This window comes from Comamonas humi (assembly GCF_054782535.1).
The window spans coordinates 58,489-72,062 of sequence record NZ_BAAGSH010000007.1 but is presented as its reverse complement, the minus strand read 5'-3'; the positions used below and the strand labels follow the sequence as shown (position 1 = coordinate 72,062).

The following is a 13,574-nucleotide window of genomic DNA, read 5'->3' as shown; positions in this document are numbered from 1 at the left end:
ATTCCTGGTCAGGAGGGCTGGCGCCGCAGCCGGTGCAGCGGCAGGGTCGCCAGCACCAGGCTGGACAGCGCGATGCCGAAGGCCAGCAACTGGTAGCGGTTGAGCGACTCGCCCAGCACCACCACGCCCACCAGCGCCGCGCTGACCGGCAGCATCACCGTGAAGATGCCGCTTTGCGAGGCCGGCACCGAGCGCAGGCCGGTCATCCATAGCCACACCGTCCACACGCAGGCGGCCAGCGAGTAGAACAGCAGCAGCGCCCACAGCGGCGGATGCACCGCCGCAAAGTCGAAATGCCAGGCCAGGTACAGGCCGAAGGGCGTGGTCAGCGTGAAGCCCCAGAGGTTGATCAGTGCGGCGATGCGCTTGGGGCTGACGCTGGCGGTCAGCTTCTTGCCGATGACGGCGTAGCTGGCCTCGCACAGCACGGCGGCGATCAGCAACAGCTGGCCCCAGAAGCTGCCATCCGGCGCCGCATTGCCGGCCGCCGCGCCATGGCTGTCGGGCTTGGCCAGTGCGAACAGCGCGATGCCCAGCACGGCCAGCGCAATGGAGCAGCCTATGCGCGCCGAGATGCGCTCCTTGAGGAACAACCAGCTCAGCAGCGCGATCGCGGCGGGAATGGCCGACATGGTGACGCTGGCCGCCACCGCGCCCGTCATGCTCACGCCGGTGATCATGCAGATGGTGAACAGGAAGTTGCCGAAGAACGACTCCAGGAACAGCAGGCCGCGCGCCTGCCGCGTCAGCGGCGCCTCGCCCGGCGGGCGCCGGAGCCAGCGCGCCATCGCCACCACGCCGATGCCGAAGCGCATCCAGGCCAGCAGCAGCACCGGCAGCGCCGCCGCCAGCGGCTTGGACAGCGCTACGTAGCAGCCCACCAGCGACATGCTGAGCGCCAGAAACAGATAGGCCACCGGCCTGGAAGGTGGATGCATGGAGTGAACAGGTGATGGGTAGGGGCCTGCGCCGGCGTTCCGCGGGTGGCGGGCGGACGGCGTCATCCGGTGGTCATCGGTGGCGATCAAGATCGAAGATCGCCCGCACGAGGGCCGCGCCAGAGTGTAGAGCGTGGCGGGCGGTTGCGGGCGATGGCCTGCAGTCTGCGCGTTGGCGCAAGGCAAGGCGGCTGCATCTGGCATGCCGCCGGGGCCTGTTTTCAGCATCAAAAAAATCAAACCGCATTATGAAAAATATCTTTGTTGCGTTGCCGCAAATTTTCTCAATATGAGAAAACTGTTTCCGTATTGCAATATTTAAATTTCAACTGATTGATTTTTAATGGAAAAGAAATAGTCTTATATAAGACATAAGACGTAAAAGAGACCAGCGAGTGCCGCTACAGTAGAGCCCAAGGACAAGCACTGCACCGCGGTGATGTTCCCCCAGAACCTTCGCACCACTTCAGGAGTTCCACATGCCTCAATCGATCAAAGAACAACTCAGCCGCGAACAACAGATTGCCGCCCTCGAAAAGGACTGGGCGCAGAACCCCCGCTGGAAGGGCGTCAAGCGCGGCTACAGCGCCGCCGACGTGGTGCGCCTGCGCGGCAGCCTGCAGCCCGAGTACACGCTGGCCCAGCGCGGCGCCGAGAAGCTGTGGGAAAAGATCAACGGCGGCGCCAAGAAGGGCTATGTGAACGCCTTCGGCGCGATCACCGCCGGCCAGGCCATGCAGCAGGCCAAGGCAGGCCTGGAGGCCGTGTACCTGTCGGGCTGGCAGGTGGCCGCCGACGGCAACACCAGCGAAACCATGTACCCCGACCAGTCGCTGTACGCCTACGACTCGGTGCCGACCATGGTGCGCCGCATCAACAACACCTTCAAGCGCGCTGACGAAATCCAGTGGGGCCGCGGCATCAACCCCGGCGACAAGGAGTTCATCGACTACTTCCTGCCCATCGTGGCCGATGCGGAAGCCGGCTTCGGCGGCGTGCTGAACGCCTTCGAGCTGATGAAGAACATGATCGCCTCCGGCGCCGCCGGCGTGCACTTCGAAGACCAGCTGGCTGCCGTGAAGAAGTGCGGCCACATGGGCGGCAAGGTGCTGGTGCCGACGCAGGAAGCCTGCGAGAAGCTGATCGCCGCGCGCTTCGCCGCCGACGTGATGGGCGTGCCCACCATCGTGCTGGCCCGCACCGACGCGGAAGCCGCCAACCTGATCACCAGCGACCACGACGCGAACGACAAGCCCTTCCTGACCGGCGAGCGCACGCAAGAAGGCTTCTACCGCGTGAAGAACGGCCTGGAGCAGGCCATCAGCCGCGGCGTGGCCTACGCGCCCTACGCCGACCTGGTGTGGTGCGAAACCGGCGTGCCAGACATCGGCTTTGCCCGCGAATTCGCCCAGGCCGTGCTCGCCGCCAACCCCGGCAAGCTGCTGTCGTACAACTGCTCGCCTTCGTTCAACTGGCGCAAGAACCTGAACGACAAGCAGATCGCCTCGTTCCAGGAAGACCTGTCCGCGCTGGGCTACAAGTACCAGTTCATCACGCTGGCCGGCATCCACAGCAACTGGTACAACACCTTCAAGTTCGCCCACGCCTACGCCGGCGGCGAAGGCATGCGCCACTACGTGGAGATGATCCAGGAGCCCGAATTCGCCGCCCGCGAGCAAGGCTACACCTTCGTTTCGCACCAGCAGGAAGTGGGCGCAGGCTACTTCGACGACGTGACCACCGTGATCCAGGGCGGCTCGTCCAGCGTGAAGGCCCTGACCGGCTCCACTGAAGAAGAGCAGTTCCACTGATCCCGGCGCAGCCGGTATGAAGAAAGCGGCCCAGGTGGCCGCTTTTTTTTGCTTGAGATGGAATAAAAAATAATAGCTGCTGGAGCTTGATGTATATGGGATTTGAATGGTTTTTACATTCAATACAAGATACAGAAAGCGCGAGCAGCTCTCTTTTTTATAGAAGCATCAATTCGCCACCGCCTGCACCGGCAGGAACTGGAACAGCGATCCGCCCGCCAGACCCTGCACATAGCCGATCACCGCGCGGCGGTACTTCTCGGACGTCACCTCGGCCAGCAGGTCGACGCGGGCGATCATCTTGCCGAACTCGCGCTCGAAGCTCAGGTTGCGGTCCTGCGCTGTGATCTCGTTGGTCAGCAGCAGCGGCTGGCCATTGGCCTGGGTGCGGTGCGTCAGCATCCAGTTGGCGATCTCCAGGTTGCGCGCCGCGTTGTACAGCGCCTGCGCGTCCTGCCCGTGGATCAGATAGAAGGTGGTGCGGCCGCCGTGCGCGGTGATCAGCATGTCGGCCGTCGAGTAGATGAAGGCAGCCACGCGGTCGCCGGCAAACTGCGGCGACAGCGACATGCTCATGCCCTGGATGTCGCGCTGGTCCAGCAGTTCCGGCCAGGGCTGGCCGGTCTCGATGGCGCCGCGCACGGCCTTCATCGCCTCGTCGCGGTTGGCGAAGCCGCCTTTCTTCCACTCCTGCGGATTGCGGCGGTAGAGCTTGTCCATCAGCCGGTACAGGCTCTGCAGGTTGGCCTGCATGCCCAGCGTGGCGACGCGGTTCACGTCCGACTGGCCCCATTCCTTGCCCTCCATGTCGCGCTCGGGCAGCTTGCCGCGCGGGGCCGGCGTGCTGCTGCAGCCGGCCGCCAGCAGTGCGGCCGCCAGCACGGCGGGCCAGGCGGGGCGAAGGGACGGCAGGCAGGCAAGGCAACGGCGCATGAAACGGGAAAGGCTGGGTGGGAGCGGGGTTGGTAGCCATTGTGACCGGCACCCAAGACCCCGCAGGCGCGGCAGCGCCGCCGGTTGTGGGAAAATAACGATGTTTACCAATTTTCATAGCACCACAAGAGCGAGAAAGGCAGCACGGGTTATGACACCGCGAACGACTGGCACCCCCAGCTTCTCCGGCCACTGAGGCCGAAGGTTCGCGCCTGCACGCTTTCATCTCCCTCTGACACAAGCAAAGCGCGGACTGGTTCCGCGCTTTGTGCTTTTGCTCTGTGCTTGCGGCCGGCGCGGCTTGCAGATTCAAGAAACAACAGGATGAATATGGTTCAGATTACGCTCCCCGATGGCTCCCAGCGCGACTACCCCGGCCCGGTCACCGTGGCCGAGGTGGCCGCATCGATCGGCGCGGGCCTGGCCAAGGCCGCGCTGGCCGGCAAGGTCGGCCGTGGCGACGACGCCAAGGTCGTGGACACCAGCTACGTGATCGCGCAGGACGCACCGCTGTCCATCATCACCGCCAAGGACGCCGACGGCCTGGAAGTGATCCGCCACTCCACCGCCCACCTGCTGGCCTACGCGGTCAAGGAACTGTTCCCCGAAGCCCAGGTCACCATCGGCCCGGTGATCGAGAACGGCTTCTACTACGACTTCGCCTACAAGCGCCCGTTCACGCCCGAAGACCTGGCAGCCATCGAGAAGAAGATGGGCGAGCTGGCCTCCAAGGACGAGCCGGTGACCCGCCGCGTGCTGCCGCGCGACGAAGCCGTGGCCTACTTCAAGAGCCTGGGCGAGAACTACAAGGCCGAGATCATCGCCAGCATCCCGACCAACGAGGAAGTCAGCCTCTACCGCGAAGGCAGCTTCGAGGACCTGTGCCGCGGCCCGCACGTGCCCAGCACCGGCAAGCTCAAGTTCTTCAAGCTGATGAAGGTGGCCGGCGCCTACTGGCGCGGCGACCATCGCAACGAGATGCTGCAGCGCATCTACGGCACCGCCTGGGCCAGCAAGGACGAGCTGCAGCAGTACCTGACCATGCTGGAAGAGGCCGAGAAGCGCGACCACCGCAAGCTCGGCCGCGAGCTCGACCTGTTCCACATCGACGAGCACTCGCCCGGCACCGTGTTCTGGCACCCCAAGGGCTGGGCGATCTGGCAAGAGGTGGAGCAGTACATGCGCCGCGTCTACCGCGACAACGGCTACCTCGAGGTCAAGGGCCCGCAGATTCTGGACAAGGGCCTGTGGGAGAAGACCGGCCACTGGGACAAGTACCGCGAGAACATGTTCACCACCGAATCGGAAAAGCGCGAGTACGCGCTCAAGCCGATGAACTGCCCCGGCCACATCATCATCTTCAAGCAGGGCATCAAGAGCTACCGCGACCTGCCGCTGCGCTACGGCGAGTTCGGTGCCTGCCACCGCAACGAGCCCACCGGCGGCCTGCACGGCATCATGCGCGTGCGTGGCTTCACCCAGGACGACGGCCACATCTTCTGCACCGAGGACATGATCCAGGCCGAAGTGCAGTCCTTCACCACGCTGCTGCAGAAGGTCTACAAGGACTTTGGCTTCACCGACATCCTGTACAAGCTCTCGACCCGGCCGGAAAAGCGCATCGGCACCGACGAAAGCTGGGATCGCGCCGAAGCCGCGCTGGCCGACGGCCTGCGTGCCTCGGGCTGCGAGTTCGAATACCTGCCGGGCGAAGGGGCTTTCTATGGCCCCAAGATCGAGTACACGCTGCGCGACGCGCTCGGCCGCCAGTGGCAGTGCGGCACCATCCAGGTGGACCCGAACCTGCCCGAGCGCCTGGATGCCGAGTTCGTCGGCGAAGACGGCTCGCGCCACCGCCCGGTCATGCTGCACCGCGCCATCCTGGGCAGCCTGGAGCGCTTCATCGGCATCCTGATCGAGCACCATTCCGGCGCGCTGCCGGCCTGGCTGGCACCGACCCAGATCGCCATCCTGAACATCACCGATGCGCAGGCCGACTACATCAAGGATGTGGCCGCCCAACTGCAGAAAGCCCTTCCGCGCCAGGAGCTGCGGGTGGTCACCGATCTGCGTAACGAGAAGATTACGTATAAAATACGGGAGCATTCCCTGCAGAAGCTGCCCTACATCCTCGTCGCCGGCGACAAGGAGAAGGCAGCAGGTGCCGTGGCAGTGCGCGCCCGGGGTGGCAAAGACCTCGGTGTGATGTCGGTGGGTGAATTCGTCGAACTCATTTCCCGCGACATCGCTTCCAAGGCCTGACGTCGTCTCCATCCCAGCTTTGGACAGCGTGCCTGCTTGACTAGCAGCTACGCTGTCGTAGCTTTTTTAATTTTAGGGTGAAAGCCATAGCTACTGAATTCCGTGATCGCCGCCACCGCGAAGAGCGCAAACACCGTCTGAACCGTGAGATTCAGGCGCCTGAAGTGCGTCTGTCCGGTCCCAACAACGAGCCCATGGGCATCGTGAGCCTGCAGGAAGCCCTGCGCATGGCCGGTGAGCTGGACGTCGACCTGGTCGAAATCGCCGCCACGGCCGTCCCGCCGGTGGTGCGCCTGATGGACTACGGCAAGTTCAAGTACCTCGAGCAGAAGAAGGCGGCCGAAGCCAAGGCGAAGCAGACCGTGATCGAGATCAAGGAAGTCAAATTCCGCCCCGGCACGGATGATGGCGACTACAACGTCAAGATGCGCAATATCCGCCGCTTCCTGGCGGAGGGCGACAAGGTCAAGGTCACGCTGCGCTTCCGCGGCCGCGAGATCACGCACCAGAACCTGGGTCTCGATCTGCTCAACCGCATCCGCGACGAGCTGTCCGACACCATCCTGGTAGAGCAGTTCCCCAAGCTCGAAGGCCGCCAGATGATCATGATGATCGCTCCGGCGCGCAAGAAGCCTGCACCCGCCAAGGCGCCCGACGCCAGCGCGGCGCCGGTGGCTGCGAACTGACCAAGCTTGCGCGAATCGGCGCCGGGTCTGTTGCCTGAAGTGAACGCTTGAACGGGGGCTCCCCCGTGTTTACCCAGGCTTTTTGAATATCCGGTTAGAATAGCGAGTTCCGACAAGCGGCTTTGGCCGCTTTCGGTTTTTCGGCGGGCGGCTTCTTCGGGAGCCAGCCTGCTTCAAAAGTGGCTCGGGGCCCATTCAAGTTCAGCCAGGTTGGCCGAACGCCTCACGAGCACAAATCATAAGGAGCATGAACATGCCCAAAATGAAGACCAAGAGCAGCGCGAAGAAGCGTTTTCGCGTTCGTCCCGGTGGCACCGTCAAGCGCGGCCAAGCCTTCAAGCGTCACATCTTGACCAAGAAGACCACCAAGAACAAGCGTCACCTGCGTGGTGCAGTGAACGTGCATGAGACCAACATGGGTCACATCGCACAGATGCTGCCGTCGGCTGGCCTGTAATACTGACGAACAAGGAGAAAACTCATGCCTCGCGTTAAACGTGGTGTAACGGCACGTGCCCGTCACAAGAAGGTTCTGAAGCTGGCCAAGGGTTTCCGCGGCCGTCGTGGTAACGTCTTCCGCATCGCCAAGCAGGCGGTGATGAAGGCAGGCCAGTACGCCTACCGTGACCGCCGCACCAAGAAGCGTGTGTTCCGCCAGCTGTGGATCGCCCGTATCAATGCCGCTGCCCGTGAACTGGGCCTGACCTACAGCCAGTTCGCCAACGGCCTGAAGAAGGCCGCCATCGAGATCGACCGCAAGATGCTGGCCGACCTCGCGGTGCACGACAAGGCTGCCTTCGGCAGCATCGTTGAACAAGTGAAGGCCAAGCTGGCTGCCTGAGTTCACGATCGGCGGCTACACCCCAAACCGTAGCCGCCGGAGCACAATCAACATGGGCTAGGGCTTGAAAAGGCGCTAGCCCATGTTTTATTTCAAGAGTCGATATGAACGAGTTGGATTCTCTGGTTGAAGGCGCTGCCGCAGCGTTCGCGCAGGCGCAGACCCCGGCGGCGCTGGAAAACGCCAAGGCGCTGTTTCTCGGCAAGTCGGGCCGTGTGACCGAGCTGATGAAGGGCATGGCGCAGCTTTCGGTCGAAGAGAAAAAGTCTCGCGGTGCAGCCATCAACCAGGCCAAGCAGGCCATCGAGGCGGCGCTGAACGCGCGCCGCCAGGCGCTGGCCGATGCCGAGCTGGAAGCCCACCTGAAGTCAGAGGTGCTGGACGTGACCATGCCGGGCCGCCGCCGCGGCGCGGGCGGCCTGCACCCGGTGTCGCTGTCGCTGGAGCGCATCGAGCAGATCTTCGGCTCCATGGGTTTCGATGTGGCCGAGGGCCCCGAGATCGAATCCGACTGGTTCAACTTCACGGCGCTGAACACGCCGGAAGACCATCCCGCGCGCTCCATGCACGATACCTTCTACGTCGAAGGCGGCACGGAGCAGGCGCCCAACCTGCTGCGCACGCACACCAGCCCGATGCAGGTGCGCTACGCCGTGCAGCACGTCAAGAAATACCGCCACCTGATCGACGCCGGCCAGCCGATGCCCGAGATCCGCGTGATCGCGCCGGGCCGCACCTACCGCGTCGACAGCGATGCCACGCACTCGCCGATGTTCCACCAGTGCGAAGGCCTGTGGATCGGCGAGAACGTGAGCTTCAAGGACCTGAAGGTGGTCTTCACCGATTTCTGCAAGACCTTCTTCGAGCAGGACGACCTGGTGCTGCGCTTCCGTCCCAGCTTCTTCCCGTTCACCGAGCCCTCGGCCGAGATCGACATCCAGTTCCAGAGCGGGCCGCTGGCCGGCCGCTGGCTGGAGGTGTCGGGCTCGGGCCAGGTGCACCCCAACGTGGTGCGCAACATGGGGCTTGATCCCGAGAAGTACATCGGCTTCGCCTTCGGCATGGGGCCGGACCGCCTGACCATGCTGCGCTATGGCGTGAACGACCTGCGCCTGTTCTTCGATGGCGACATGCGCTTTCTGTCGCAATTCCAGTGATATAAAAAAGTGAGCTGATAGCGCTTGATTCAAAAGGACTTCAGATGGATTTGTATCTGATTTTGAGCAACAGCAAGCGCCAGCAGCTCCTTTTTCAAGAGCTAAACGCCATACGCCGAGTAGGCCCGAGAATCTGACTATGCAATTCCCCGAATCCTGGTTGCGCGAATTCTGCAACCCCGCAATCTCCACGGCGCAGCTGGCCGATGTGCTGACCATGGCCGGCCTGGAAGTGGAAGAGACCCAGCCGGTGGCGCCGCCGTTCAGCGGCATCGTGGTCGGCGAGATCAAGGAGGCCGTGCAGCATCCTGACGCCGACCGCCTGCGCATCTGCCAGGTCGATGTGGGCGGCCCCGCGCTGCTGAACATCGTCTGCGGCGCGCCCAATGCCCGCGTGGGCATCAAGGTGCCGTGCGCCACGGTGGGCGCCGAGCTGCCGCCCGGCGAAGACGGCAAACCCTTCAAGATCAAGATCGGCAAGCTGCGCGGCGTGGAAAGCTACGGCATGCTGTGCTCGGCCAAGGAACTGAAGATCGCCGACGACCACGGCGGCCTGCTGGAGCTGCCTGCCGACGCACCGCTGGGCCAGAACATCCGCGAGTACCTGCAGCTCGACGACACGCTGTTCACGCTCAAGCTCACGCCCGACCTGGCGCACTGCCTGTCCCTCTACGGCGTGGCGCGCGAAGTCTCGGCGCTGACCGGCGCACCTTTGACGCCGCTGAGCTTCCCGGCCAACGCCGTGCAGCTGCCCGACCAGCTGCCGGTGCGCATCGACGCGCCCGAGCTGTGCGGCCGTTTCTCGGGCCGCATCGTGCGCGGCGTCAATACGCAGGTGCAGACGCCGCAATGGATGGTGGACCGCCTGGCCCGCTGCGGCCAGCGCAGCGTCTCGCCGCTGGTGGACATCTCGAACTACGTGATGTTCGAGCTGGGCCGCCCGTCGCACATCTTCGACCTGGACAAGATCCACGGCGGCCTGCAGGTGCGCTGGGGCCAGCCGGGCGAACAGCTCAAGCTGCTCAACGGCAACACCGTCACCGTCGATGCGCAGGTGGGTGTGATCGCCGACGAGCGCGAGGTTGAGTCGCTGGCCGGCATCATGGGCGGCGACGCCACGGCCGTGTCCGACACCACCAAGAACATCTACATCGAAGCCGCCTTCTGGTGGCCCAAGGCGATTGCCGGCCGTTCGCGCCGCTACAACTTCTCGACCGACGCCGGCCACCGCTTCGAACGCGGCGTCGATCCGCAGCTGACGGTGGAGCACATCGAGCACATCACCGCGCTGGTGCTGCAGATCTGCGGCACGCCCGAGACGCAGTGCGGCCCGGTCACCGACCAGCAGCCGAACGTGCCGGCCGTCCAGCCCGTCACGCTGCGCGTGGCGCGCGCGAGCAAGGTCATCGGCATGCCGCTGAGCCAGCAGCAGTGCGTGGATGCGCTGCGCAGCCTGGGCCTGGAACTGGCCGAGGGCGATGGCACCATCACCGTCACGCCGCCGAGCTACCGCTTCGACCTGACCATCGAGGAAGACCTGATCGAAGAGGTCATCCGCATCATCGGCTACGACAAGCTGCCCACCACGCCGCCGCTCGCGCCCATCACGCCCAAGCTGCGCGCCGAGAACCGCCGCAGCCAGTTCGCCGTGCGCCGTGCGCTGGCCGGACTGGGCTTCCAGGAAACCATCAACTTCAGCTTCGTCGAAGAGGGCTGGGAGCACGAGCTGGCCGGCAACGCCAACCCGATCAAGCTGCTCAACCCCATCGCCAGCCAGCTGAGCGTGATGCGCTCGTCGCTGCTGGGCTCGCTGCTGCAGGTGCTCAAGTTCAACGTGGACCGCAAGGCCGACCGCGTGCGCACCTTCGAGCTGGGCCGTGTGTTCCTGCGCGATGCCTCGGTGCTCAGCAGCGACACCACGGTGCAGGGCTTTGACCAGCCCATGCGCGTGGCCGGCCTGGCCTATGGCCCGGCGGACCAGCTGCAGTGGGGCGAGGCCGAGCGCAACGTCGATTTCTTCGATGTGAAGGGCGACGTCGAGGCGCTGCTGGCGCCGCTGGCGGCCGAGTTCCGGCCCGCCGAGCATCCGGCCATGCACCCCGGCCGCTGCGCCCAGGTGTTCGTCGGCGGCCGCGCGATCGGCCATGTGGGCGAGCTGCATCCCAAGTGGCGCCAGTCGTGGGACCTGCCGCACGCGCCCGTGCTGTTCGAGCTGGAGCTCGATGCCGTGCTGCAGCGCCCGGTGCCGCAGTTCGCCTCGGTGGCCAAGCACCAGGCCGTGGAGCGCGACATCGCCGTGGTCGTGGCCGAAGCCGTGACGCATGCGCAGGTGATGGAGGCGGTGCACGCCTCCGCCGCCGATGCCGCCAAGAGCGCGCTGCGCTCGGCCGTGCTGTTCGACGTCTACCGTCCCAAGGTCGGCAAGGACGGCGAAGTGAGCGGCGGCCTGGCCGTGGGCGAGAAGAGCCTGGCCATCCGCCTGACGCTGTTCAGCGACACCGGCGGCCTGACCGACGTGCTCATCGACAGCTCGGTGCAGGCCGCGCTCGATCAACTCAAGCAACGGGTAGGCGCCCGTCTGCGCTAGGGAATCAGAGGCATAGCAATGGAATTCTCGGTAGAAAGCCTGGAGCAACCGGCGCTGACCAAGGCGCAGCTGGCCGACCTGCTGTTCGACAGCATCGGCCTGAACAAGCGCGAAGCCAAGGACATGGTGGACGCGTTCTTCGACCTGATCTCGCAAAGCCTGATCGACGGCCAGGACGTGAAGCTGTCGAGCTTCGGCAACTTCCAGGTGCGCGTGAAGGCGGCCCGCCCGGGACGCAACCCGCGCACCGGCGAAGAGGTGCCCATCGAGGCGCGCCGCGTCGTGACCTTCCACGCCAGCGGCAAGCTCAAGGACTCGGTGCAGGCGCCTGCTGACAAGCTTTGACAAACGGCGCAGGCGCCACGCGGCATACTCGACCGCCTGGCGCTGAAAGCGCCTGCCTACAATCAAAGCCATGGACCAACAGCTTCCTCCCATCCCGGCCAAGCGCTACTTCACCATCGGTGAGGTAGCCGTGCTGTGCGATGTGAAGCCGCATGTGCTGCGCTACTGGGAGCAGGAGTTCACCCAGTTGCGTCCGGTCAAGCGCCGCGGCAATCGGCGCTATTACCAGCACCACGAGGTGCTGATGATCCGCCGCATCCGTGAGCTGTTGTACGGCCAGGGCTTCACCATCAGCGGTGCGCGCAACCAGTTGCTCAGCGGCGCGGGGCATGGCGGCGATGCGCCCCTGCACGCCGGCGACGACGACGCGCTGGAGCACCTGGCGGAGCCCACGCCGCTGAGCTGGGAAGAGGTTGCGATCGAATTAGAAGAAATTCGTGGACTACTTTCCTAAAAGGCGAAAAATCCAGTATATAATTTCTTTCTGTTCGGCGTGTAGCGCAGCCTGGTAGCGCACTTGCATGGGGTGCAAGGGGTCGCGAGTTCGAATCCCGCCACGCCGACCATCTATAACGATCTACGGGTCACATCCAAAAGATGTGACCCGTTTTTCTTTGCGCGTCAGGTCAGGGCGCTTCGCGCTGCCGAGGAAATCTCAGCACGAAGCTGGTTCTCCCCTGGGCGGAGGCCGCGGTAACGCTACCGCCATGGGCCTCGGCGATGGCGCGGGTGATGGCCAGGCCCAGCCCGCTGCCATCGGAGTCCGGATGTGCCCTGGACGCATCAGCGCGGTAGAAGCGGTCGAACAGCCGCGGCAAGGCTTTGGCATCGATGTCCTGGCCGGTGTTTTCCACCGCCACGGTGGTGGCCGAGGCCATGGTCGAGATGCGAACCGTGACGCTGCCGCCGTCGGGCGTGTAGCGCAGGGCATTGGAGAGCAGGTTGCTCACGGCACGGCGAAACATCAGGCGGTCGCCGGTGATGCTGCCATCGCCCTCCAGCAGGAGCTGGATGTGCTTTTCTTCAGCCACGGCGTCGTAGAACTCCAGCAGGGCCTGGGCTTCCTGGCGCGCGGAAAACCGTTCCTTGTGCGGCAGATCGACGCCGCGCTCGGTTTTGGCGAGGAACAGCATGTCGGAAACCATGCGCGCCAGGCGCTGGAACTCTTCGGCATTCGAGGCCAGGATGTCCCAGTAGGTGGCGGCATCGCGCTTGGTGGCCAGCGCTACCTGCGTCTGCGTGAGTAGGTTGCTGATGGGTGTGCGCAGCTCGTGAGCGAGGTCGGACGAAAAATCGGCCAGCCGCTGAAAGTCGTCCTGCAGGCGATCCAGCATGCGGTTGAGTTCCTGCGCCAGGTCGGCCATTTCCACCGGCACGGCCTCCACCGGCATGCGCTCGGTCAGCCGCTGGCCCGTCACCGCGGCTGCACGCGATTTCATTTCGCGCAAGGGGGCCAAACCTTGGCGTGCGGCAAACCATGACAGCAGCCCGCACACCAGGATGGCGGCCAGCACATAGATCACCAGGCTGCGGCGCAGGCCATCGAGGAACTGGTGGTGGTGCCTGGTGTCCACCGCAATCAAGACCCGCAAGGGCGATGCGGGATAGGCGGGGAGGGCATCGAAACCCAGGGTATGGAACTCGGTGCCCTGGTGGTGCCAGACCCCGAAGTCCCCGTGCCGGTCGGCCAGCAGCACGTCGCCGCCTGCCTGGAGCCCGGATGCCGGGGATTGAAAGATGATCTTGCCCTCGCTGTCCTTCACCAGGGCCTGGAGGTCATGGTGGTAGTTCAGCGACTCGTTCAGGCGCCGGCGCGCATCGTCCTGCGAGTCGGCATTGCGCAGGATTTCCTCGATCAGATGGCGCTTGTCCTGCAGCACCATCTGGTCGAGTTCCACGAAGTGCCGCCCAGTTTCCCGCAGGAACAGCGCTCCCAGCCCGAGCACCACCATGGCCGCCACTACGGTGAAGAACAAGGTCAGGCGCCGGGTCAGCGAGAGTTTGCCCATGCGTG

The 13,574-nt window shown here is 64.5% G+C and carries 12 protein-coding genes and 1 tRNA gene; 10 read left to right on the top strand and 3 right to left on the bottom strand.

Translation table 11 applies throughout. From position 1 onward, the window contains the following. Window positions 1–8 precede the first annotated feature (8 nt). Window positions 9–938, bottom strand: coding sequence for a DMT family transporter (locus ACYVKR_RS07455; RefSeq protein WP_460480181.1), 930 nt, complete (start codon window positions 936–938; stop codon window positions 9–11). 479 nt (window positions 939–1,417) lie between these two features. On the opposite strand from ACYVKR_RS07455, the gene aceA reads away from it, so the two are divergent. Continuing rightward, window positions 1,418–2,749 (top strand): isocitrate lyase, encoded by a 1,332-nt coding sequence (gene aceA / locus ACYVKR_RS07450; RefSeq protein ID WP_460480180.1) that lies wholly within the window; start codon window positions 1,418–1,420, stop codon window positions 2,747–2,749. 168 nt (window positions 2,750–2,917) lie between these two features. Here the strand turns inward: aceA and ACYVKR_RS07445 are convergent, their stop codons facing one another. Next, window positions 2,918–3,682, bottom strand: a complete 765-nt coding sequence (locus ACYVKR_RS07445; RefSeq protein WP_460480179.1) for a hypothetical protein — start codon at window positions 3,680–3,682, stop codon at window positions 2,918–2,920. A 330-nt stretch (window positions 3,683–4,012) separates the two neighbouring features. Between ACYVKR_RS07445 and thrS the strand changes: the two genes are divergently transcribed. From thrS to ACYVKR_RS07400, 9 genes are all read left to right on the top strand, one after another. Then, the gene (thrS, locus tag ACYVKR_RS07440; RefSeq protein ID WP_460480178.1) at window positions 4,013–5,944 is read left to right on the top strand and encodes a threonine--tRNA ligase; all 1,932 of its coding nucleotides are present in this window, start codon (window positions 4,013–4,015) and stop codon (window positions 5,942–5,944) included. 77 nt (window positions 5,945–6,021) lie between these two features. After that, the gene (gene infC / locus ACYVKR_RS07435) at window positions 6,022–6,630 is read left to right on the top strand and encodes a translation initiation factor IF-3 (RefSeq protein ID WP_460480177.1); all 609 of its coding nucleotides are present in this window, start codon (window positions 6,022–6,024) and stop codon (window positions 6,628–6,630) included. 253 nt (window positions 6,631–6,883) lie between these two features. After that, complete coding sequence (rpmI, locus tag ACYVKR_RS07430) at window positions 6,884–7,087, top strand: large ribosomal subunit protein bL35 (protein ID WP_460480176.1); 204 nt, start codon at window positions 6,884–6,886, stop codon at window positions 7,085–7,087. 24 nt (window positions 7,088–7,111) lie between these two features. Continuing rightward, window positions 7,112–7,471: a 50S ribosomal protein L20 gene (rplT, locus tag ACYVKR_RS07425; protein WP_460480175.1), complete on the top strand. Its 360-nt coding sequence runs from the start codon at window positions 7,112–7,114 to the stop codon at window positions 7,469–7,471. Window positions 7,472–7,575: 104 nt separating this feature from the next. Continuing rightward, window positions 7,576–8,628 (top strand): phenylalanine--tRNA ligase subunit alpha, encoded by a 1,053-nt coding sequence (gene pheS / locus ACYVKR_RS07420; RefSeq protein WP_460480174.1) that lies wholly within the window; start codon window positions 7,576–7,578, stop codon window positions 8,626–8,628. A 139-nt stretch (window positions 8,629–8,767) separates the two neighbouring features. Further along, on the top strand, window positions 8,768–11,215 hold the full coding sequence (gene pheT / locus ACYVKR_RS07415) for a phenylalanine--tRNA ligase subunit beta (protein WP_460480173.1): 2,448 nt from the start codon (window positions 8,768–8,770) through the stop codon (window positions 11,213–11,215). 18 nt (window positions 11,216–11,233) lie between these two features. After that, window positions 11,234–11,560: an integration host factor subunit alpha gene (locus ACYVKR_RS07410; protein ID WP_460480172.1), complete on the top strand. Its 327-nt coding sequence runs from the start codon at window positions 11,234–11,236 to the stop codon at window positions 11,558–11,560. 70 nt (window positions 11,561–11,630) lie between these two features. Next, window positions 11,631–12,014: a MerR family transcriptional regulator gene (locus tag ACYVKR_RS07405; protein WP_460480171.1), complete on the top strand. Its 384-nt coding sequence runs from the start codon at window positions 11,631–11,633 to the stop codon at window positions 12,012–12,014. A 35-nt stretch (window positions 12,015–12,049) separates the two neighbouring features. Continuing rightward, window positions 12,050–12,126, top strand: a tRNA-Pro gene (locus ACYVKR_RS07400). 60 nt (window positions 12,127–12,186) lie between these two features. On the opposite strand, the gene ACYVKR_RS07395 is transcribed toward ACYVKR_RS07400, so the two are convergent. Then, the gene (locus tag ACYVKR_RS07395; RefSeq protein WP_460480170.1) at window positions 12,187–13,569 is read right to left on the bottom strand and encodes a heavy metal sensor histidine kinase; all 1,383 of its coding nucleotides are present in this window, start codon (window positions 13,567–13,569) and stop codon (window positions 12,187–12,189) included. Window positions 13,570–13,574: the final 5 nt, after the last annotated feature.

Coding starts and splice junctions, on each gene's coding strand:
- pheT (WP_460480173.1), top strand. CDS start 8,768: ATGCAATTCCCCGAATCCTGGTTGCGCGAATTCTGCAACCCCGCAATC.
- ACYVKR_RS07410 (WP_460480172.1), top strand. CDS start 11,234: ATGGAATTCTCGGTAGAAAGCCTGGAGCAACCGGCGCTGACCAAGGCG.
- ACYVKR_RS07395 (WP_460480170.1), bottom strand. CDS start 13,569: ATGGGCAAACTCTCGCTGACCCGGCGCCTGACCTTGTTCTTCACCGTA.
- aceA (WP_460480180.1), top strand. CDS start 1,418: ATGCCTCAATCGATCAAAGAACAACTCAGCCGCGAACAACAGATTGCC.
- ACYVKR_RS07405 (WP_460480171.1), top strand. CDS start 11,631: ATGGACCAACAGCTTCCTCCCATCCCGGCCAAGCGCTACTTCACCATC.
- rpmI (WP_460480176.1), top strand. CDS start 6,884: ATGCCCAAAATGAAGACCAAGAGCAGCGCGAAGAAGCGTTTTCGCGTT.
- thrS (WP_460480178.1), top strand. CDS start 4,013: ATGGTTCAGATTACGCTCCCCGATGGCTCCCAGCGCGACTACCCCGGC.
- ACYVKR_RS07455 (WP_460480181.1), bottom strand. CDS start 938: ATGCATCCACCTTCCAGGCCGGTGGCCTATCTGTTTCTGGCGCTCAGC.
- pheS (WP_460480174.1), top strand. CDS start 7,576: ATGAACGAGTTGGATTCTCTGGTTGAAGGCGCTGCCGCAGCGTTCGCG.
- ACYVKR_RS07445 (WP_460480179.1), bottom strand. CDS start 3,682: ATGCGCCGTTGCCTTGCCTGCCTGCCGTCCCTTCGCCCCGCCTGGCCC.
- rplT (WP_460480175.1), top strand. CDS start 7,112: ATGCCTCGCGTTAAACGTGGTGTAACGGCACGTGCCCGTCACAAGAAG.